Raw genomic sequence first — 21,261 nt, 5'->3', positions numbered from 1 at the left:
GTAACTTAACTTTAACACAAAAATGAGATCTTGCAATTTTTTTATTCAGTTGTAACACATCTATTGTAAACCTACAATCGCCACAGTATAAAGTTATAAACTTTACAGGCTTCTCCCCACTTAAAAATCCCGGCAAGACGCTTTCGCACGTGCCGGGATTTTGTTTTGCCTATTTGCAGGGATAGTACATCTCCTAAAAAATCAAATGTGCCAGCGGGCAGATAATCAGTAAGCTGATAATTGTTCTCTCTAAGAACAGAATGAACAGCTCAACAATGTTCACAGGCAGCTTAGAGCCCAGAATCAGACCACCCACTTCAGATAAGTAAATCAGCTGTGTTACAGATACAGACGCTACGATAAACCTGGTCATCTCACTTGCAATACCTTCCGCAGCAATAATGGAAGGCGTAAACATATCTGTAAATCCGACAATCATTGTCTTGGATGCCTCTGCAGCTTCCGGAACCTGTAACAGTTCGAGAAGCGGCATAAACGGTTTTCCGCAAATCTCAAAGATCGGGGTATTGTTTGCGAGAACCAGCGCCAGCGTGCCGATTGCCATAACTGTAGGCAGTACGCCGAACCACATACCTACGGCATTCTTCATGCCGTTTTCAAAGAACTGTCCGATTCCCCTGAATTCACCAACCTTCTTCATAGCTAAAGCCATACCATATTCGTGAGAAGTTTTGTACGGTGCTGGAAGTGTATCCGGCATAGCCTTTCCTTCTACAACGTATCTGTCCTTCTTCAGAGAAAGAGGCGGGATTCTCGGTACGATAATCGCACAAGCGATACCAACCAGACAAATCATCAGATAGTAAAGACCAAAGTACTGCATCAAGCCGACCTGTTCAAGTACTACGATGCTGAAAGTAATGGATACTGCAGAGAAAGTCGTTGCAATAACAGACGCTTCTCTTTCCGAGTAATATCCGCCTTCGTATTGGTTGCAGGTCAGCATAACGCCCAGGGTTCCGTCACCAATCCAGGAAGTAATACAGTCAACAGCAGCACGGCCCGGAATCTTAAACAGCGGGCGCATGATCTTTGTCAACAGGGCTCCTACGTATTCTAAAAGTCCAAAATCCAAAAGAAGTGGCAAAAGCAAAGCTGCAATCAAGAATATAATAACTAATACTGTCAGCAAATCGCCTAGTACAAATCCGCCTGCGCCACCATCAGTAATCATGCTGACAATATCGGATCCGCCTTCTGTACCCATGCCCAGATACGTCATCCAGATGAATACTGCACCGATGACTCTGACAATGGTCCATATCGGGCTTGTACAGAAAGTGTCTGCTAAAATTGCGTTTTCTGTCATAAATTTAGGTTTTGCAAGTCCAATTAAAGAACCAACTGCAGAAACCGTAACAATTGCAACGCAGAGTATCGGAAGTACTGAGCCAAGGGCTCCGCCGATTAAGTCTGCGATAATCTTTACTGTGACCGTCCAGTTTCCATCGTACTTTACCGGCACCATAAATAAAATAATGCCGATGACCGATGGAACGACAAATCCAGCCACGTTCTTACCGTTTTTCTTTTCCATAATAAAGTCTCCTATTCCTATTCCCTGTTAAGGCAACTATTGTTAGTATAACATGCCATTTCAAATAATTCAATATATTATGTATACACATTTTTGTGTATAAAAATTTACTTTTATCTTAGCTATTACTAAAAAACAGGGTGCACATCAGCACACCCTGTTCATACCTTTTTCTATATGTTGGCACTCAGTTTTAGTAGTGCTTTTACATAAATCTCAGTAATTCGTTTATAATCCGCTACTCTATAATGCTCATTCGCCTCGTGCGCCAGTTCCTCTTGATCAGGAAAAACCGGTCCAAAGGCAATCGCATTAGGAATTGCTCTTGCAAAAGTAGCGCCGCCCAGAGATATTGGCTGCGATACCATATCCCCTGTGCTTTCCTGATAAACTGACATGAGCTGTCTTACAATCGAACTGTTTTTATCAAAATAAATCGGATTCATACAAACACCGAATTTCATAAAAGCGCCGCTTTCCTCACATACCATAGCAAGTGCCGCTTCTACCTCTTCAAACCTTTTTGTCACCGGATAACGGAGATTGATTATAACGTCCAGATTCAAAGCTGTTAATGTCAGAAGTCCCACATTTACTGTTAAATTTCCGGAATCCTCATCAGACCACGCCAGATTCATTCCCTCTCCGTTATAGGAAAGACCAAGATAGCGATGGTAAAATTCCAATACATTCTGCTGTGCAAAAACATACTCTTCATCCGAAGTCAACCGGAATAAGAGTTCCATTAGATAAGAAATCGCATTAATTCCCTTTTCAGGAGTCATCGCATGTGCAGCTTTTCCCTCAAGTTTAATGGTCAGCTTACTCCCCGCTATAGCAACAGTAACCGGTACATGTAACTTTCTGCCCAACTGCTTCACTGCCTCAGCCAGTTTGCAGCAATCATATTTTTCATCTGTGCTGATAATACTGCAGCTCGCACTTGCTGCCACTACATTAGCTCTTTCGCCGCCGCTAAGTGATTCCAACTTCAGAAGAATCCGATTGTCAGATTCCTTATTATTGCAGGTGACAGGCACAGTCATTGCTACATTAATCAGTCCTTTCTCACAGGATATCACAGGAAAATTTGCGTCTGGAACAATGGATATTTCTGGGATTTCCGGATTTTCTTTTAGATATTTATCAATACTAAGCCAATTTTCTTCTTCATCTGTTCCGATAATCATCCTAATTCTAGTATTATCCGGCAGCAGTTGATTTCGTTGTATGTAATCCATAGCATATAAGCAGCACATCATCGGGCCTTTATCATCTATGGAACCTCTTCCATATAGTTCACCATCTGCCACAACCGCAGAAAAAGGCTCCGTATTCCAGCCTGTGCCAGCGTCCACCACATCTGCGTGACATAAAATTCCAATCAAATGTTCCCCGCTGCCCATGGTAATTTCGCCCACATAGTTATCTACGTTGTCTGTCTGAAAGCCCAGTGCCGCCCCACGCTCCAAAATGTGTTCCAGACATTTTGTCACAGACCTTCCGAAGGGATTCCCCTGCCCATCATCTTCCTGCGCAATACTGGGAATTGCAATACTGTCACAGATATCCCGCAAAAGTTCTGCTTCTTTTTCCTTATAATATTCATCAAAGAGCTGCGCCATGGTATTCCTCTTTTCTCAAACCCTTACATAATGCATAGTAAACAATGCCTGACAGCAAAATGCTCTGCACCAGCACAAGACCGCTTGTCACAAAGATATTCAGTACAAAACCTGCTGCCCATGCGGTAACGCCAAGCCAGTCAAAACTTTCTCTCGGAGACCATTTTTCGGGATTTGCTTTTCTTAGAATCCAGTAGTCAACCAGCATCACGCCGCCCATCGGTGAAAATGCTGCGCCCAGCCATGTGATAAATGCCTCGAACTGACTCATCACTCCTACCACCGCCAGAATTGTTCCAATGAGCCCTGAAATCAGCGTTACCATTGCACGTTTATCATCTTTCAGACCCAGAATATTTACAATATTGATTCCTGCCAGATAAGCATTCGTAGTGTTTGTGGTCCATGCCGCTAAAATCAGAACAATCATCCCCAATACAGGAAGTCCTACATTGCAAAGCACCTGACTGATATCGTACTCACCGGCAACCTTTGCCATCACAATGCCGATAACCAGCATCAGAATGCCTGCCGGAAGAACGCCCCAAAGGGTTGCCTTTATCGTATTGCCTCTGCCCTTCTGATAACGGGTAATATCCGCAGCAGTCACAATCTGCATCGTTAAAAATCCCGTCGTAAGGGTAATTCCTTCAATCAGAGACATGGTCGTCTCGACATGAGTATTGATATTTTCTGTACCGTGTGTGCGCAGTGCCATAACACAGCCCGCAAGACAAACAATCAGCAGCGCTGGCACCGCCAAGGTATTGAGTTTTCCCATTGCACTGATTCCATATACTGCCGTTGTCAGCATGATTACACCCCAAATCAGAATGGAAACAGAAACAGGTACCTCAATGCCGAAAGAATTTGCCATAAGATTTGAAAATGCACTGCCGCACACAGCATTATTAACGCCGAACCAACCTAACAGAGAGATTGTAAACAAAAGGGAAATCAGATACTTTGATCCTGCTTTGCCAAAACAGGACTGCAACACAACACAGGAAGGCAAGCCTAAATCACTACCCTGTATAGAAGTGAAACATGCGAAAAGCATAACTAGTCCATATCCGATACATCCGGCAAGGAGCGCCTGTCCAAGCGGCATTGCCAAAGCAAGCAGGCCTCCAATCAGCAGACTGGGAACACAAATCATAACACCTGCATGAATAAACGCAACCTCTACCCATCCCTTCTTTTCTTCTTCTGAAACCTGATTCAAGGTAGTGGTTTCCACATTACTCTTTTTTTCTTTCATTACTGTCCTCATTTCTTAAATACAATAAGTGAATTATTCCAGCTCAATTTCGTATCTATTTTTTGCCGGGATTTCTTTGAAGAACCCATTTTAACAAAAAAGATAGAATGTACAATCCCAATTCGCAAACAAAATACAAACGAAATTGAATTTTCTAACATTTTACTCTAAAGTATACTCTACTGCACTATAAAATTTACAGTCTAAAATCTAAAATATTGAAAAAATATTAGTGACCTTCTTGCATCACTTTCGTATAATCCAATTTGAAGAACTCATTCAATTCTAGGAGGTTTCAAAATGTTTGATTATGAAATGCAAAAAGCTGCGGACACTTTAATCCGCGATATCTTTAAGGTTCAGCCGGGAGAAACTGTCGTACTAACCTGCGATTCTCTCTCCTGCATGAAAATCGTTGACGCAGTTGCTTCAAGTGCTCATGCAGCAGGAGCTCTCCCAATGGTAATTAAGTTTCCAGCACCAGACGGCGTTGGTCAGGCTGCAGATCCCAAGCTTCCAATTGAACCGCTGACGGGCGCTGTTTCAAACTGCGACGTCTGGATTGAGTTTAACCAGAAATGGCTCTTATATTCCACTCCATATCAGAGAGCAATCTCAACCAATAAAAAATTGAGATATATGTGCCTTGTGGAATTTACAGAAGATGTAATGATTAGAACCATGAGCGATATCGACACCGCAAAGCTGACTGAATTTATGAACCGCGTAGCTGAATTGAACCGTGCTGCAAAGGTCATCCGTATGACGACCCCAAGCGGAACCGATGTCACTTTTGAAACAGACGACCGCCATGTGGTCAGTGTAGATGCTGGTGATGCCTCAAAGAGCGGCGTATATATGATGATGGGACAACTCAATGTAGTGCCTAGATATGGCTCAGTTAACGGAACTATCGTTTTCGACGGCACCGTAACGCCGCCGTTTGGCAGAACCCCTGACCAGCCAATCAAACTGACTGTAAAAGACAGTGTCATCGTTAATATTGAAGGCGGCACTGACGCAAAAGCCTATGAGAAGTGGCTAAAAGATTTTAATGACCCTGGTATGCTGAAAATGGCTCATGTCGCTTATGGATTTAATCCGGGTGCAAAACTTTCCGGCAATGTCGTAGAGGATGAACGCGTATGGGGCTGTACAGAATGGGGTATCGGCTATGTCAGCCCGACTGTCGGAGGTCCTGAAGGTCAGGCTGCTGTTTCTCACACCGATGGCATTTGTCTGAATACTTCCGTATGGCTTGATGGCGTACAGCTGATGGATGAAGGTAAAATGGTAGATCCTGAATTAGAGGCTATCTATCCTCGTTAATTTATGATATTACTATAAACAAAAGATAGCTTCTATTTTCCCCCATGGAAGCTATCTTTTTTATTACGATTCTGCTATAATGTTGTCAGGAGGTAGCACTATGTTATGTACAGTACAGACGCTTCTAAATCAGCCCCTTTTTGAAGATGCTCAGATTCTGGCGGGAGAAGCCTATCTCGATAACATCATTAACAGGGTTTCCGTGTTTGACTGTCCCGTCAGAGGCAGTGCCATCGACAAAAATATCATCGAACATGGGGATTTATTTCTTTCCAGTCTGGACCAATTTATAGACAGTCCTGAGATTCTTTTAGAATTTATCTGTACACTGATTGACTGTAAGTGCAGCGCCCTCATCGTTCTCGACATTAACGCTTCGCTGATTACAGAGAAAATCATGTCTCACTGCAATCGCGGCGGACTGCCGATTATCATGGTTGACCGGGATATTTCCTATGCCAAAATCATGGATACGATTAACAAGTTAATTGTACAAAGATACTACCACGCCTTAAACGGCAGCAAAATCAATATGCTGAAGCGGGCAAAGCTAAGTGATATAGAAAAGCTCCGTATTTTAGAAAGTATCAATCCTAAATTTGAGCAGTTCATAGGCGTAATCAGTACAAAAGGTACCATTCGCTCCTCTGTCACCGAAAACGAACTGACTGCATCTTTTATGAAAGATTCTTTGAGCGCCTATATCGTGTGCGACGATTATCATTATTTTATTTTTAGCCACAGCCAAAAGTCCCGTTTAAAGAAAAATATAGAAGTTTTCTCAAATACACTGAAGTCTTATTTTTCCGACCATACTACAGGCGTCAGTATGCTCCACCCAAATACAGAAATTGATCTTTGCCTTAATGAATGTGAGCAGGCAATGAACACTGCAATATTTTTACATGAAAACCAAGTCACCTATGACGAAACCTCTTTGCTGCAGCTCCTCATGAAATTAAAAGATGCCCCTGAGCTTTATCGCTATTATGACAGCATGGTTTCCGCAATCAACACTTATAAGTCAGAAAACAACTCAACACTTTTTGATACCCTAAGAACGTATGTCCGCTGTCAGGGCTCTTATCAAGCAGCTGCCGAGGCTATGGGTCAAAAGGAGACCACTATCCGCTACAGAATCGGCAGACTTCGCCAAATTCTGAATTTAGAAGACGATATCGTACAGTTTCACACCTGTGCGTCCGTTCTTGTCATGATAGAACAGATTATGTGCAAGGGGTAAATCTCCATTGCACTTTCTCCCACACCGTGCTATGCTACTCTTACATCTCCCTTTTCGACATCATCAAGACCCCTTCACTACTTTGTCTTGGGAACGAATTCAATTTTTAAAACCATGTCCATTCCATCTGCCAATCTTTTTAAAAGATTTACTGATGGGTTTCTCGTGCCATTCTCTAGCTTACTGATATCTGCCTGATTAATTCCTGTGCGTTCAGCGAGTTCCTTTTGTGTCAGATTCTGTGATGTTCTAGCATTTACAATTGCTCTAATTACATCCAGCTCCGGCTGCATTGCTTCATATTCCTTTGCAAAATCAGCATCTTGCATTCTCTGCTCCTTAAAAGAATTTAATGTTTTCATTTTCTATCCATCCTCTCTATAAAAGCTTGCCTTCTTTGCTTTGCCAACTTGATTTCCTTGTCTGGCGTCTTTTGTGTCTTTTTAATAAAACCATTCGTCAAGATTATTCTCTCCTCAAAATAGAAAAAATACAAAACTCTGGCAGCATTACTTCCAACTTTGCATCGCAATTCAAAAATGCCTTCTGATAAATGTTTGCTATACGGTTCTCTAAGCGAATTTCCATTTTCCTGAAGAATTTCCAATAAGCCTACAATCTTTGCCTGCATTTTTGTATCTAAGCTTAGAATGAAATTCTCAACAGGGCAATCCCCATTTTCTTTTTCAAAAAATTGAACTTGAAACATTTGATTCTACTCCTTTTATTCCATTATATGTTATATATGCCATATTGTCAACTCCATCTATCTCAAGCATCACTACTGTTCCCCCTACTAAAACCGGTCGCAAAGAGAACTCACTCCCTTCTGAGGGTGGTGTCGTTAACGTCTCTGTTTTGCGTCATGTGAAACATTTCGATTATACTTTACTTCGCAACGCCCTCTGTACTGCTTTGCTCAACGAGCTGATTTTTATTTTCTCTTCGTTTTACCTCATTGTTCTCACAAACGCAATTTACTATAAAGTAAAAAAAATAGGCAGAAACGTCTAACTTTCGTTCCTGCCTGCTGTTCTTTATCTATTTCACATTATAGATAAACTCTGCCCGGCGCTTAGAGCCGTCCAAGTGTCTTGACATGGCCGCCTTGCCTTCTTCTACGTCTCTGTTCTTGATTGCAGTAAGAATCGACCGATGTTCTTCCAGAATCTCGTCCAAATAGTCAGGCTCATAGTAAAGCGCCTTCCTCGTCTGGTCGATGTACTCTTTATAAGAGCGCAGCACCTGCGCCATAAAACGGCTGCCGGTGGCATTGTAGATGATGTCGTGAAACCCAGTGTTGATTTCCAGCACCTTCTTTTCATCCTGGCGCACCGTATAAAACTCCATCAGGTCGCATTGATCCTGCAGATTCTGAATCTGTTCTTCTGTGATTCTGCTTACTGCCCATTCCACGCACAGAATTTCCAGTGCCTTACGCACCGCGTAAATATCCTCGATATCCTGCTTGGTAAAACCCTTCGCAAAACATCCTCTATTTGGAATGTAATCAATGAGCCCTTCATTTTCTAACTGCTTGAACGCTTCTCTGATTGGCGTTCTGCTGACCTTCAGCTCTGACGCAATCTGTGTTTCCTTGATCTTTTCTCCGATTTTATACTCCCCTTTGAGGATTCTATCCCGGATGATATCTGCGATTTCATCAGTCAGTGAAAATACGTTAGAATAGTTATTGCCGCCGGTCATTTGGTTCTCCTTGTTCTCGAAAAATACTCTGCCCTTTAGTTATAACACTACAGAATATGATTTTCAAGTACTTGTGTGTGGAAATCGAAATCTTTTATCTGCAGATAATATTCGGCAGAATCCACCAATGCTTTCATCGGGCAAAGTCCGATGATTTCTGTGCCGGTGACGACTACGCCATATCTGGCTGCTTCGGATTTTACCATTTCGGTAACTCTATAAAGCGGCGTCTGCTCATAATTGGTCATGTTGATGGAAACCTGGGCATATTTCTTGCCTGTCACCTCATCTTCGATTTCAAAGCCCATGGCTTTGACGCATTTCAGTCCGCCGTCCTTTTCTCTGATAACGTTTGCAATGTTCTTCGCAACCTGCACATCGTCTGTGTTCAGATTCAAATTGTATGCAACCAGCGGCGGTCTTGCTCCTACTGCCATAACCCCCGCTGTTGGGTGAACTTTTCTGCCGCCAAAATCAGGTTCCCAATCAGGCTCCTGCACTTTTTCTGCCATGCCTTCAAACTGACCCTTTCTGATTTTTACGAGATTCTGTCTTTCAGGTCTTTGTGCGGAGTACTCATAGAGGAAAACCGGCACGCCTGCTTCATCAGCAATTCTTGCGCCGACTGCCTTGGAAAGTTCTACGCAATCCTCTGTGGTGCAGTCCTTGATGGCAAGGAAAGGCATGACATCTACTGCGCCCATTCTAGGGTGCTCTCCTTCGTGTTTTGTCAGGTCGATGAGCTCAGCTGCTTTCTTAACCAGCTTCACACTGGCTTCTTCTACGCCTTTTGCATCACCGATATAGGTGATAACGGTTCTGTTGTGGCTCTCGTCGGAGCTGTAGTTAAGCAGGGTACAGCCCGGTGTGGTTCTGATCTGATCCACACATGCCTCTATTACATCAGTTCTTCTTCCTTCACTGATATTTGGAATACTTTCAATAATCTGTGCCATTGTTCCTCTTTCTCCTTCTATCATCTAAAAATTACAGTGCTGCAGCCACTTCGTTATACAGACCGCTAGCAATTTTATCCGCCTCATCGAACATTTTCTGTCCTTCCTGTGCGTAATACGCTGCCTTTGCCCCGTCCTTTACGCCCGGCAGATTGATTTTTACATTGAGCCATGCGCCCTTGATGCAAGCCGTCAGGTTCAAAATGGCTACGCCCAGGTCGCTTGCTGCGTTAGGATTGGACTTTCCAATCATGGTCCTTGCTGTCATCAAACCCTCATAGCCCAACTGCATGGTGCGGAAAGGCACCTCCGTTGCCACCAGAGTTCCGTCCGCAATTGCCTGTTTTCTTGCCGCCTTTTCCTCATCAGTTTCCTTCGGCATTTTAAAGGCTGCGGAAACAAGATTGAACGCCTCGGTGTCCTTATCTACCGCCGCAGTCAATTCTTCGTAAAGGGCTGCGCCCTTTTCCTTTGCTGCTTTGCACACCTCCTGCCAGTCTGCGTACTTTTCCTTACCGATAGTAAGATCCGCCACCATCATGAACAAAGCCGCGCCCTGCGCACCTGCCAATGCACTGACAGAACCGCCGCCCGGCGCCGGTGCATCTGATTTCAAAACGTCCAAATATTCTTTTACCTGCATATCGATTAATTTCATGCTACTACCATTCCTTTCTTGATTACCTGCAATGCCAGATTAGAGCCAAATCTATAGCAAAGCATATCCATGTCAGGGGCGTCCCAGATTACCAGATCGCCCTGTTTGCCACACTCCAGCGTCCCCACTAGCTCACCTTTTCCAATAGCGCAAGCCGGATTGATGGTCACTGCAGTCAGCACTTCTTCCGGCAGCATGCGGTATTTGATACATGCCAGATTCATGACAAACTGCAGATTCAGCGATGGGCAGGATCCCGGATTAAAATCAGAGGCTGTCGCCACAGGTATGCCCATCTCAATCATTTTCCGCGCCGGCGCAAAATTTGCACCTAAATAGAAGGAAGTCGCCGGCAGACACATAGCGGTCACACCGCCTTTTGCCAGAGACGCAAGACCCGCTTCATCGATGGCAATTAAATGCTCGCAGCTGGCTGCTCCCATTTCGCCTGCCAATACGCTGCCGCCGATTGCCTCAATTTCATCAGCATGGATTTTCAGCCCAAAACCCAGCTTCCTTGCCTTTTCCAGGTAGGTTTTGCTCTGCTCATAGTTAAATACCGAATCCTCGGTGAAGATATCCGCATAGTCAGCCAGCTGGTTTTCTTTTACATAAGGCAGCAGGTCCGTACAGAGCATATCAATAAATTGATCTGCGCCATTCTCCCGGTCCTTGTATTCTTCAGGAATGGCATGGGCTCCCATGAAAGTGCTCACAATATCCATCGGGTGATCCTCATTGAGCTTTTTCAGCACTTCCAGCATTTTCACTTCAGTATTAAAGTCCAGACCATAGCCGCTCTTTGCTTCGCAGGTGGTAACACCCAGCCCCATCATTTCATCGAGAAAACCTTCGGTTTTGTCGTAAAGTTCCTCAAAGCTTGCAGCCCTGGTCTTTCTCACGGTATCCAGAATGCCGCCGCCTGCTCTCAGAATATCCAGATATCCCGCGCCTTTCAGCTTCATGGGTATTTCATGCTGCCTGTAGCCGCCGAATACCATATGGGTATGCCCTTCCACCAGCCCTGGCGTCACCAGCCTGCCCTCTGCGTCGATGACTGTATCAGCTGTTTCTGCTCCTTTTGGCAGCACGCCGCCCTCGGTAATCTCACTGATAATTCCGTCCTCGATGAGAATAGCGGCGTCCTTCAGCTTTAGGTTCTCACCTTGCACTTTGCCGCCGTGACTGAAACTGCCAACAGGGGTCTGCAGCAATCCGATATTTTTTACAAGTACTGTTGCCATTTGGTGATTCTCCTCGTCTCTCTTTGTGTTTACTGACAAAATCTATGAATGGATCAATGTTTTGTCAGCATTTTCAGCTCAAACACTCCCATACTCATAGATTTTGCTGACAGTACTGACAAATTTCTATAATTTTGTCAGGTTTGTCAGGGTTTTCTTTCAAAATGCTGACGAAACTGACAATATTTTTGCTTTTTGTCAGGTTTGTCAGCATACGAAAACATTTCACATGATAAACCAGATTAGCCCACCCAAGGCTGCTCTGATTCTCACGATTATCCCGATTTATTTCACAAACTTATCGACTGTCGCTTCCACCAGTGCATCGTCAGCAAGGAACGGAATGGTGATATGTCCTTTTCCTGCGTAGTTCTTGTTGTATTCGATGGAAGTAGTCAGTGCGTTTTCGTTTCTCGCCCAGTTTCTTCTGGCAACGCCGCCCATGACGTCCCACATCATAGCAGATTTGATAATTTCGTCCACTCTTTCAGAGCCGTCAAGAAGCAGTCCGAAGCCGCCGTTGATGGCTTTTCCGATGCCTACACCGCCGCCATTGTGCAGTGCACAAAGAGACATACCTCTAGCTGCATTTCCTGCAAAGCATTGCACTGCCATGTCTGCCATGACATTGGAGCCATCCTTGATATTGGAAGTCTCTCTGAATGGGGAATCGGTACCGGATACGTCATGGTGATCTCTTCCCATCATAATAGGACCGCACTTGCCTTCGCGCACCAGCTTATTAAATGCTAGCGCAATATCCCTTCTGCCTTCTGCATCCTGATAAAGGATTCTCGCCTGGGTTCCAACGACCAGTTTGTTCTTCTTTGCATCGCGAATCCAAACCCAGTTGTCTCTGTCCTGCGCTCTTCTTTCCGGATTGATGCAGTCCATCGCCGCCTTGTCGGTTGCGTCGAGATCCTCTGGCTTTCCAGACAGGCAAACCCATCTGAACGGACCATAGCCGTAGTCAAAGAGTACCGGTCCCATGATATCCTCTACATAGGAAGGCCAGATAAAGCCGTCTTTGTCATCGTAACCATTCTTGGAAATTTCCTTGATACCTGCGTCGTACATAGCTTTCATAAAGGAATTGCCGTAGTCAAAGAAATAGGTTCCTTTTTCGGTCAGCGCCTTGATTGCCTTGTAATGTCTGTGGAGTGTCTTGTCAACTTCTTTGCAGAACCTGTCTCGATCCTCATGGAGCAGCTTTGTTCTTTCTTCAAAGGTCATGCCCACCGGGCAGTAGCCGCCGTTATATACGTTGTGACAGCTGGTCTGATCTGACAGCAAATCAATGTGAAAATCCTTTGCGGCAGCAGCTTCCAGGAGGTCTACGATATTACCGTGATAAGCGATGGAAATGCTTTCTTTTGCCGCAATTTTCTCGTTGGCCAGCTTGAAAATCTCGTCAATGTCGTCCATGATAACGTCAACCCATCCCTGGTCGTGCCGAGTGACAATTCTAGAATAGTCCACTTCCGCAAAAATGCCTACGGCATTTGCAATATTAGCAGCTTTCGGCTGTGCCCCGCTCATGCCGCCAAGCCCTGAGGACACGAAGGTATGCCCCTGTAAGTCACCCTGCTCTGCCACACCCAGATATTTTCTGCCTGCATTTAAAATGGTGTTGAATGTACCGTGAACGATACCTTGCGGTCCGATATACATCCAGCCGCCTGCAGTCATCTGTCCGTAGTTGGCAACGCCCATTTCCTCGGCAATTTCCCAATCGTCCAGATTGTCATACATGCCAATCATCATGGAGTTGGTGATAATAACCCTCGGCGCTTCCGGTTTGGACGGGAACAGTCCCAGTGGATGCCCCGATTCTACAACCAGGGTCTGGTCTTCGGTCAACTCTTCCAGGTATTTCTTAATCAGTCTGTACTGCAGCCAATTCTGGCAAACCTGACCAGTTTCGCCGTAAGTAACCAGTTCATATGGGTAAAGAGCAACCTCAAAGTCCAAATTGTTTTCAATCATGACCTGAAACGCTTTTCCTGCCAGGCACTTGCCCTTGTATTCGTGAATCGGCTTTCCGTAAAGTCTGCCCTCCGGTCTGTATCTATACGCATAGATTCTACCGCGGGTTGTCAGCTCTTCCATAAATTCCGGCGCCAGCTTTTCGTGCAGCTCCTCTGGTACATAGCGCAGTGCATTTTTCAGCGCAATCTTTGTCTGCTCCTTGGTCAGTCTGAATCCTCTGTCTGGCGCTCTTCTGATTCCTTCCGCAAAAGCCGGATGATCTGGATAGTCATTTCCCAGTCTAATAGTCATAGCCCCTTCAATGGTCTTGTTATCTAACATGCTTTTCCCCTCCATTTATTTCAAAGTTACTACCTTTTCCACTGCTTCAAGCAGGCTGTTATCCTTCACCATCCGCTCAAATTTTGCAAGCTCATCGTGCATGATTACGTCTTCCTCAATCGGCTCAGAAATGCTTCTGATGTAATCGTAAGCGGCTCTGGTTGCCGGCGCCAGATTATCAATGCTGCTTTCACCGATTTCCTGTCTCAGCCAGATGCCCTGTGCCGCCGCTGCGATTTCAATACTGAGCACTTTCTGTGCATTGTCGAGCACCATTGCTGCTGTTCTTGCAGAAGTCGTTCCCATAGACACATGGTCTTCCTGATTACCGGAGGACGGAATGGAATCCACACAGGCCGGATGGTCGTAAACTTTGTTCTCGGAAACCATGGAAGCCGCTGCATACTGGGCAATCATAAAGCCGGAGCAAACGCCTCCATGCTTAGTGAGGAAGCCCGGAAGTCCCTCCGAAAGCGCCGGATTAATCAATCTTTCTGCTCTTCTTTCAGAAACATCGGCAAGCTCGGAAATCGCCATCTTCATGAAGTCAAATGCCAGTGCCATTGGCTGACCGTGGAAGTTTCCGCCAGAAATAACCTCGTCTTCATCAGGAAATACGATTGGATTATCCGTTACTGCATTAATCTCTCTGGAAACCGCATCATACACGTACTGCAGCGCGTCTCTGGAAGCCCCGTGAATCTGCGGAATGCAGCGAAGAGAATATGGATCCTGCACCTTAGTCGGCTGTACCTCCATAGCATTCTTGCTGCCATCGAGCAGGGTAAGCAAATTCTCCGCTGTAATTTTCTGCCCCTGATGTCCCCGCACATCCTGCACTTTATGGTCATACGCCTTAGTAATTCCGTGTAGCGCCTCTGCTGTCATGGCAGTGGCAAGATCTGCCACTTTCAAAAGATTCATTGCGTCCCAAAGCACGTTAACACCAACTGCTGTCATCATCTGGGTTCCGTTGTTCAGGGCAAGCCCCTCTTTGGCTGCCAGTTCCACAGGCGTAATGCCTTCTGCCACCATGGCATCCTTTGCGTCAACGATTTCCCCCTTATATTCCACTTTTCCAAGTCCAATCAGACCCAGCGCAATGTGAGAAAGCGGTGCAAGATCGCCCGAAGCGCCCAAAGAGCCTTTCCTTGGAATCACCGGATGAATGCCTGCATTCAGCATATCCAGCATAGTTTGAATGGTGGACAGTCTGATGCCGGAATTTCCCCTCGATAATGCGTTGCAGCGCAGCAGCATAGCTGCTCTTACATACTCCCTCGGATAGGGCTCTCCAAAAGTGCAAGTGTGGCTGATAATCAGATTGCGTTGTAAGTCTGTCGTCTCCTCTTTAGAAATCAGCACGTTGGAAAATTTACCAAACCCGGTAGTCAAACCATAAATCACTGCGCCCTCATCCAGCTTTCGCTCGATGTAAGCCCGTGCCTTGTTGACTGCCTCCTTCGCCTGTGGTGCGATTTCGACTTTTTCATTTCCGCGGCATACGCGAATAACCTCTTCTACCGTAAGGTCACGTCCGTTAATCAAAACTGCCATCTTCTCACTCCTATCTTTCATTATAATTATTCTAATTTTAGCATTAATATGCTTTTCTTGACTCCTATTTTTTGTATCCCTATTATACAGTTTTTTTGCTCTGCGCGCTACTCTTTTTTGTCAAAAAGCATTGATTTTTCAGCTTTTTCTTCATTTTTTATGTAATTATTTTCCATAAAACGTATATATTTTTTCGCGTTATTCCTTTAAAGTTGTATCCCTTTACTATGTATATTTATTAAATTCAGAATCTTGATTCTTTATTTCCGTTGAAAAATCAGGCATAAAAAAAAGTACTACTGTCCTTTTCCCTTCCGTTCAGAAAAAAAAGAAGAATTCTTGGGAAATTCTTTAGAAAATTTCATATTTATACAGAAAAAAACGTGCTATACTATAGTCACTGATTAAATTGGGAGGCAAAATATGATTAGAGAAAAAAAGGGAATTGGTATTTTGCTCGCCGTGCTTTTTACCATGGCAGCGCTATGCTTTACAGTCTCAGATGCTCATGCCAGCACCTATACAGGCAAATACTGGCTCAAAGTCAACGAACAGCAAAACGTTATAACGGCTTACAAAAAAATTGACGGCAAATGGAAACCGATTCGCGCCATGCTCTGTTCCACCGGTCTTGGCGGCACTACGCCCAAAGGGACTTTTTACACGCAGGGGAGATGGAACTGGGGCGAACTGATGAACGATGTGTATGGACAGTACTGCACCCACATCACCGATGACATTCTATTCCACTCCGTTTACTATACAGAACGCTTTGACAAGGCTTCGCAGGTCACCAGCCAGTTCAACATGCTGGGGCAGTCCGCATCCCACGGCTGCGTACGCCTTTCCGTCGTCGACGCAAAGTGGATTTATTACACCTGCAAAATCGGCACCAAGGTGACCATTTATCGCAGTGACAACCCGGGTCCGCTGGGAAAGCCTGCACCGATTAAGGTTTACACCGGTCGCTATAAATACTGGGATCCTACAGACCCGGACCCTGCCAATCCGTACTATGTTATAGATGCGCCGACCATCAGAGTTTCTCCAAAAAAACCTCTGACGGTGCAATACGGCAAGAAAAATTATAACCCAAAAAGCTACGTCTATGCGAAGGACCCGAATACCTTTATGAACTTAAAGGATTTCATCAAGGTTTCCAAGGTGGCGCGCTACTCTTCCAAGAAAGGAAAATATGTCAGCGACACTTTTTCCACAAACAAATTGGGAACTTATAAGATTACCTACACCGTCACTGCTCCTTACGGAAAAAGCGCCAGCACCACAATTAAACTCAAGGTCGTAGACAACTTAAAAGCGCCCGTCATTTCCGGCGCAAAGAGCAGGACCGTCACTTGGGGCGATAAAAACGCAGTAAAAGGTATCACCGCAAAGCAGGCTTCCGCCATCCGCACCAGTGCCATGAAGGTCTACATCAAAGCGCCAGGCGCAAAGAAATACAAGATTTACTCCTACCAGGACGCAAAGAATTACCGGTTTGCAAAGACCGGCAAATACTCGGTAAAATACATCGTCAAAAATAAATACGCCCCTTATAAAGCGGCGAAAAAGGTCATTACGATTACTTCTAAAAAAGGGGCAGTCAACAATGACCCACAGTTGACGCTGCCGCCGGCGTTTAACGCTGCTCTTGTCGGTACAGACGGCAGTTGCAATACACCTTTAGCCGTACAGCCCCGCATATCGACCGATCTTATCACCGGAATCAGCGCTGTTCATAACGGTAAAGATGTGACATCAAAGCTGAAAATTGCAATTAAAGGTCCTTCTGATGCTGATTTCCAACCAGTGACTGCCGAAGAAGCCGCAGCATGGATTTTCGACTGCGAAGGTGAATATCAAATTAAATACTCGGTGAAAAATGCTTATACCCCTTACCAAACAGTAAGTAAGATTGTGCTGGTGAAAGTTGGAGGCTGCTCTTGAAGCTGCCTCCTTTTTGACTTTTTTCTGTACGTTCCATCCAATATATATTAAAATATTGATATCATATTTTTTAGGAAAGAAAGGCTTTTTTATGAACCTTAAAAAACTTCCAACCATTGCCATAGTCAGTATCGTTCCCGGTTATCTTATGCACTACTACCTATTCTGTGAACTTCTTACTCGATTTGTATCAACTGGCAATCCACTGTATTTTCCTGCCATGTGATTTTCACTTTTCTTCTGTATCGCATGTTTTTCAGCATTAGGTTACATCGTGCTTTATCACAAAATACCGAGATATTTATATTTTTCGTTAATAGCCCTTTACGCTGTACTTCTTTTTATCACCCTTTTCGGTCGCTCCGCACTCCATGCCGAATATATTTGGAATCCAGCAGACTCTTTTGCGGCATTGGGCGAGCCGGAAATGAAACTGCAAAGTCTATTAAATTTTCTTTGCTTTGTTCCTATGGGCTATTTCTTTAGGAAAATAAAATTCCCACTCATGATTTGCAGCGCCATCTTCCTGTCTTTTGCGTTGGAGCTTTTACAAGCACTTACTGCGCGAGGATTCTTTGACACCTTTGATATTATTCTGTATGTCGCAGGAATCACTGCCGGCTATGGAGTAACAAAACCGCTAAAGCTAGAGTTGTTGGTTGAATCAAAAATGAAATCTTAACCCAAACAGCAAATTCTTTCTAAAAATGTATAAGTCCATCATCTCTCATACTCAAATTTCCTATGAACCGCGCCATATACGCCAAAAATTTGGGGAAATTTTGCATATAACGCAAGTTTTTCGCCCGCAATTTCGAGATAATCCGTTTCACTGACAACACTCTTATACATTTTTATAGCGTTTTCTATAATCTCGGTTAAGAATCATGGAAGCTCTTATACATATTTTAAGGAAAAATTGTCTATAGGTTAAACACCAAGCCAGTGCACGATGATAAAGCAAGAACCCTGAAGATTCTCTTCTTCAGGGCTCTGTATATTACCAATTCATATTTATTTTTCAACATCTTTAATTGCTGCCTGCGCTGCCGCAATTCTTGCAATCGGCACGCGGTAAGGGGAGCAGGAAACGTAGTCAAGCCCTGTTCTGTGGCAAAACTCAATACTTCTCGGATCTCCGCCGTGTTCACCGCAAATACCCAGTTTAATATTCGGGCGGGTCTGCCTTCCTTTTTCCACTGCCATCTGCACCAGCAAACCTACACCATCCTGATCAATGGTCTGGAACGGGTCATCAAGCAGAATCCCTTTATCCACGTATTCTTTAATCAGCTTTCCTGTATCGTCACGGGAGAAACCGAAGGTCATCTGGGTCAGATCGTTGGTTCCAAAGGAGAAAAATTCTGCTTCTTCCGCAATCTCATCCGCTGTCAAAGCAGCTCTAGGCACCTCAATCATCGTGCCGATGTGATACTTCATCTGGCTGCCTGCCTCTTCTCTGCAAGCGTCAGCAGTCTTTACAACAGTCGCTTTTACATCGGCAATTTCTGCCTTGCTGCCTACCAGTGGGATCATGATTTCAGGCACGATATCCACGCCTTTTTCTGCTGCAACTTCGATAGCTGCTTCCATAATAGCACGAGTCTGCATTTCTGCGATTTCCGGATAAGTCACTGCAAGTCTGCAGCCGCGATGTCCCAGCATTGGGTTGAACTCGTGAAGCTCACTGGCTGCCTGCGCCAGCTTTTCATATGGAATACCGGTATGCGCTGCCAGTTCTCTGGTGTCTTCCTCGGTCTGCGGCAGGAACTCGTGAAGCGGCGGATCTAAAAGACGAATGGTCACCGGCTTATCCTCCATAACCTCATACATTCCTTTGAAGTCAGACTTCTGGAACGGCAGAAGTTTTGCCAGTGCAGTTCTTCTTTCTTCCTCAGTTTCCGCCAAAATCATCTGGCGAATTGCCGGAATTCTTTCTTCTTCAAAGAACATATGCTCCGTTCTGCAAAGACCAATTCCCTCTGCGCCAAACGCCAATGCTTGCGCTGCATCTTTCGGATTGTCCGCATTGGTGCGAACCTTTAACTTGCGGATTTCATCTGCCCAACTCATAATCATTCCAAAATCTCCGGAAAGTTCTGGCTGAACAGTTGCAATCTGCCCTCTATATACAGTACCAGTAGATCCGTTTAGAGAAATATAGTCGCCTTCCTCCAAACGATCATCTCCGATTGTCAAAGTTTTACCCGATTCATCTACGATAATTTCAGAGCAGCCTGCAACACAGCATTTGCCCATGCCTCTGGCTACAACTGCCGCATGGCTGGTCATACCGCCTCTGGCAGTCAAAATTCCTTCTGCTGCAACCATACCAGCAAGATCTTCCGGAGAAGTTTCCTGTCTAACAAGAATGGCTTTTTCACCGGACTCTACAGCTGCCTCTGCGTCAGAGGCTGTGAAATAAATTTTTCCCGTCGCTGCGCCAGGTGAAGCAGGAAGACCCTTTGCCAGTACTTCTGCCGTTTTTTCAGCCTTTGTATCAAAGGTCGGATGCAGCAATTGGTCAATCTGCGCAGGATCAATGCGCTCTACGGCTGTCTCTTTGGTAATCAGCCCTTCATCCACCATATCAACCGCCACTTTGATCGCAGAAACCGCCGTTCTCTTTGCCGCTCTGGTCTGCAGCATAAATAGCTTACCTCTTTCTACAGTAAACTCCATATCCTGCATGTCTTTATAGTGTTTTTCCAGTATCTCTGCGATACGTTCAAAATCTTTGTATACTTCAGGGAATGCCTCAGCCATTTCTGCAATCGGCTTCGGGGTACGGATTCCTGCAACCACATCTTCGCCCTGAGCGTTCACAAGAAATTCTCCGTAAAGCTGATTGTTTCCGGTTGCCGGATCTCTGGTAAAGGCTACGCCTGTGCCGGAGGTGTCTCCCATGTTGCCAAATACCATAGACTGCACGTTGACTGCAGTGCCCAGCTTATCGGAAATTCTGTTGAGCTTTCTGTAAAGAATCGCTCTATCGTTGTTCCAGGAACGGAATACTGCCTTGATCGCTTCCATCAGCTGATCTTTTGGCTCCTGTGGAAAATCTCTGCCTACAGCTTTTTTAACCAGCGCTTTATAGCCAACGATAATTTCCTTCAAATCGTCGGTGGTTAAATCTACGTCAAAGGCGGCGCCTACTTTTTCTTTCTGTCCATCAAAAATGACATCGAACTCACTCTTTGGAATTTCCAGCACAACATCGCCAAACATCTGAATAAAACGGCGATAGCTATCATAAGCAAAACGATCGTTTTCTGTCAGCTTTGCCAGACTTTCCACGGTTTCGTCGTTGAGACCCAGATTCAGGATCGTATCCATCATGCCGGGCATGGAGAAAACAGAGCCAGAGCGAACAGAAACCAGCAGCGGATTCTCTTTGTCACCAAACTTTTTCTCAGTGACTGCTTCCAGTTCCGCCAGTTTCTCATAAATTTCCCCGATGATATCTTCGCCAATCATCTGATTTTCTTCGTAGTACCGGGTGCAGGCTTCAGTCGTTACCGTAAACCCGTAGGGAACTGGCAGTCCAATTCTGGTCATTTCCGCCAGATTCGCGCCTTTACCACCCAAAAGACTTCTCATGTCCTTGGACCCTTCACTGAATGAATAAACAAATTTTCCCATATGTTTTCCTTTCCCGCGTACTATCTCTTAATCTCCTCGACGCATTATAAATATTTACCTACATTCTAATCTTTGTATAAAGCAAAGACAATAGATTTCCTAAAAGTTTTTAGAAAAGAAAGAAATTTTAATTTTAACTTTAAAAAGGAAATATTTATTATCCATATATTAACAGTTTATCCTTATAAAGGAATTTCTTCTTGTCACTGATTGATTTTTGGAAT

16 protein-coding genes are annotated in these 21,261 nt (G+C 44.7%); 4 read left to right on the top strand and 12 right to left on the bottom strand.

Annotated elements, in window-relative coordinates; genetic code table 11:
- Nucleotides 1–193: 193 nt before the first annotated feature.
- The 3 genes from D1155_RS03720 to D1155_RS03710 all read right to left on the bottom strand — a co-directional run bounded on the left by D1155_RS03720 (nucleotide 194) and on the right by D1155_RS03710 (nucleotide 4,444).
- Entirely contained in the window at nucleotides 194–1,558 is a 1,365-nt protein-coding gene (locus tag D1155_RS03720) for a YjiH family protein (RefSeq protein WP_160201077.1), read from the bottom strand.
- A gap of 173 nt (nucleotides 1,559–1,731) precedes the next feature.
- Entirely contained in the window at nucleotides 1,732–3,183 is a 1,452-nt protein-coding gene (gene pepV / locus D1155_RS03715) for a dipeptidase PepV (RefSeq protein WP_160201076.1), read from the bottom strand.
- On the bottom strand, nucleotides 3,167–4,444 hold the full coding sequence (locus D1155_RS03710) for a cytosine permease (RefSeq protein WP_160201075.1): 1,278 nt from the start codon (nucleotides 4,442–4,444) through the stop codon (nucleotides 3,167–3,169). The genes pepV and D1155_RS03710 overlap by 17 nt, the downstream gene beginning before the upstream one ends.
- 300 nt (nucleotides 4,445–4,744) lie before the next feature.
- Here D1155_RS03710 and D1155_RS03705 point away from each other — a divergent pair, with 300 nt between their 5' ends.
- Entirely contained in the window at nucleotides 4,745–5,773 is a 1,029-nt protein-coding gene (locus tag D1155_RS03705) for an aminopeptidase (protein WP_160201074.1), read from the top strand.
- 100 nt (nucleotides 5,774–5,873) lie between these two features.
- On the top strand, nucleotides 5,874–7,016 hold the full coding sequence (locus D1155_RS03700) for a PucR family transcriptional regulator (RefSeq protein WP_160201073.1): 1,143 nt from the start codon (nucleotides 5,874–5,876) through the stop codon (nucleotides 7,014–7,016).
- Nucleotides 7,017–7,093: 77 nt separating this feature from the next.
- Here the strand turns inward: D1155_RS03700 and D1155_RS03695 are convergent, their stop codons facing one another.
- The 8 genes from D1155_RS03695 to hutH all read right to left on the bottom strand — a co-directional run bounded on the left by D1155_RS03695 (nucleotide 7,094) and on the right by hutH (nucleotide 15,448).
- The gene (locus D1155_RS03695; RefSeq protein WP_160201072.1) at nucleotides 7,094–7,378 is read right to left on the bottom strand and encodes a helix-turn-helix transcriptional regulator; all 285 of its coding nucleotides are present in this window, start codon (nucleotides 7,376–7,378) and stop codon (nucleotides 7,094–7,096) included.
- Nucleotides 7,375–7,725, bottom strand: coding sequence for a type II toxin-antitoxin system RelE/ParE family toxin (locus tag D1155_RS03690; RefSeq protein WP_160201071.1), 351 nt, complete (start codon nucleotides 7,723–7,725; stop codon nucleotides 7,375–7,377). The genes D1155_RS03695 and D1155_RS03690 overlap by 4 nt, the downstream gene beginning before the upstream one ends.
- Before the next feature lie 332 nt (nucleotides 7,726–8,057).
- Entirely contained in the window at nucleotides 8,058–8,723 is a 666-nt protein-coding gene (locus D1155_RS03685; RefSeq protein ID WP_160201070.1) for a GntR family transcriptional regulator, read from the bottom strand.
- A gap of 47 nt (nucleotides 8,724–8,770) precedes the next feature.
- The gene (gene ftcD / locus D1155_RS03680) at nucleotides 8,771–9,679 is read right to left on the bottom strand and encodes a glutamate formimidoyltransferase (protein ID WP_160201069.1); all 909 of its coding nucleotides are present in this window, start codon (nucleotides 9,677–9,679) and stop codon (nucleotides 8,771–8,773) included.
- 31 nt (nucleotides 9,680–9,710) lie between these two features.
- Complete coding sequence (locus tag D1155_RS03675) at nucleotides 9,711–10,337, bottom strand: cyclodeaminase/cyclohydrolase family protein (RefSeq protein ID WP_160201068.1); 627 nt, start codon at nucleotides 10,335–10,337, stop codon at nucleotides 9,711–9,713.
- The gene (gene hutI, locus D1155_RS03670) at nucleotides 10,334–11,581 is read right to left on the bottom strand and encodes an imidazolonepropionase (RefSeq protein ID WP_160201067.1); all 1,248 of its coding nucleotides are present in this window, start codon (nucleotides 11,579–11,581) and stop codon (nucleotides 10,334–10,336) included. The genes D1155_RS03675 and hutI overlap by 4 nt, the downstream gene beginning before the upstream one ends.
- Before the next feature lie 285 nt (nucleotides 11,582–11,866).
- Nucleotides 11,867–13,891, bottom strand: coding sequence for a urocanate hydratase (locus tag D1155_RS03665; RefSeq protein ID WP_160201066.1), 2,025 nt, complete (start codon nucleotides 13,889–13,891; stop codon nucleotides 11,867–11,869).
- A gap of 15 nt (nucleotides 13,892–13,906) precedes the next feature.
- Nucleotides 13,907–15,448 (bottom strand): histidine ammonia-lyase, encoded by a 1,542-nt coding sequence (gene hutH / locus D1155_RS03660; RefSeq protein ID WP_160201065.1) that lies wholly within the window; start codon nucleotides 15,446–15,448, stop codon nucleotides 13,907–13,909.
- Nucleotides 15,449–15,871: 423 nt separating this feature from the next.
- Between hutH and D1155_RS03655 the strand changes: the two genes are divergently transcribed.
- Both D1155_RS03655 and D1155_RS03650 read left to right on the top strand, forming a co-directional pair.
- Entirely contained in the window at nucleotides 15,872–17,395 is a 1,524-nt protein-coding gene (locus D1155_RS03655; protein ID WP_160201064.1) for a L,D-transpeptidase, read from the top strand.
- A gap of 274 nt (nucleotides 17,396–17,669) precedes the next feature.
- Nucleotides 17,670–18,077: a VanZ family protein gene (locus D1155_RS03650; protein ID WP_160201063.1), complete on the top strand. Its 408-nt coding sequence runs from the start codon at nucleotides 17,670–17,672 to the stop codon at nucleotides 18,075–18,077.
- A 332-nt stretch (nucleotides 18,078–18,409) separates the two neighbouring features.
- Here the strand turns inward: D1155_RS03650 and ppdK are convergent, their stop codons facing one another.
- Nucleotides 18,410–21,037: a pyruvate, phosphate dikinase gene (ppdK, locus tag D1155_RS03645; RefSeq protein WP_160201062.1), complete on the bottom strand. Its 2,628-nt coding sequence runs from the start codon at nucleotides 21,035–21,037 to the stop codon at nucleotides 18,410–18,412.
- Nucleotides 21,038–21,261: the final 224 nt, after the last annotated feature.

It is taken from the genome of Anaerotruncus sp. 80 (assembly GCF_009936115.1).
GTDB lineage: Bacteria > Bacillota > Clostridia > Peptostreptococcales > Anaerovoracaceae > Senimuribacter > Senimuribacter intestinalis.
The sequence above is the reverse complement of the archived record's forward strand: the minus strand, read 5'-3'. Positions and strand labels throughout refer to the sequence as shown.

Excerpts from the sequence above, each read along its gene's own strand:
- D1155_RS03720 (WP_160201077.1), bottom strand. The coding sequence starts at position 1,558 with ATGGAAAAGAAAAACGGTAAGAACGTGGCTGGATTTGTCGTTCCATCG.
- pepV (WP_160201076.1), bottom strand. The coding sequence starts at position 3,183 with ATGGCGCAGCTCTTTGATGAATATTATAAGGAAAAAGAAGCAGAACTT.
- D1155_RS03710 (WP_160201075.1), bottom strand. The coding sequence starts at position 4,444 with ATGAAAGAAAAAAAGAGTAATGTGGAAACCACTACCTTGAATCAGGTT.
- D1155_RS03705 (WP_160201074.1), top strand. The coding sequence starts at position 4,745 with ATGTTTGATTATGAAATGCAAAAAGCTGCGGACACTTTAATCCGCGAT.
- D1155_RS03700 (WP_160201073.1), top strand. The coding sequence starts at position 5,874 with ATGTTATGTACAGTACAGACGCTTCTAAATCAGCCCCTTTTTGAAGAT.
- D1155_RS03695 (WP_160201072.1), bottom strand. The coding sequence starts at position 7,378 with ATGAAAACATTAAATTCTTTTAAGGAGCAGAGAATGCAAGATGCTGAT.
- D1155_RS03690 (WP_160201071.1), bottom strand. The coding sequence starts at position 7,725 with ATGTTTCAAGTTCAATTTTTTGAAAAAGAAAATGGGGATTGCCCTGTT.
- D1155_RS03685 (WP_160201070.1), bottom strand. The coding sequence starts at position 8,723 with ATGACCGGCGGCAATAACTATTCTAACGTATTTTCACTGACTGATGAA.
- ftcD (WP_160201069.1), bottom strand. The coding sequence starts at position 9,679 with ATGGCACAGATTATTGAAAGTATTCCAAATATCAGTGAAGGAAGAAGA.
- D1155_RS03675 (WP_160201068.1), bottom strand. The coding sequence starts at position 10,337 with ATGAAATTAATCGATATGCAGGTAAAAGAATATTTGGACGTTTTGAAA.
- hutI (WP_160201067.1), bottom strand. The coding sequence starts at position 11,581 with ATGGCAACAGTACTTGTAAAAAATATCGGATTGCTGCAGACCCCTGTT.
- D1155_RS03665 (WP_160201066.1), bottom strand. The coding sequence starts at position 13,891 with ATGTTAGATAACAAGACCATTGAAGGGGCTATGACTATTAGACTGGGA.
- hutH (WP_160201065.1), bottom strand. The coding sequence starts at position 15,448 with ATGGCAGTTTTGATTAACGGACGTGACCTTACGGTAGAAGAGGTTATT.
- D1155_RS03655 (WP_160201064.1), top strand. The coding sequence starts at position 15,872 with ATGATTAGAGAAAAAAAGGGAATTGGTATTTTGCTCGCCGTGCTTTTT.
- ppdK (WP_160201062.1), bottom strand. The coding sequence starts at position 21,037 with ATGGGAAAATTTGTTTATTCATTCAGTGAAGGGTCCAAGGACATGAGA.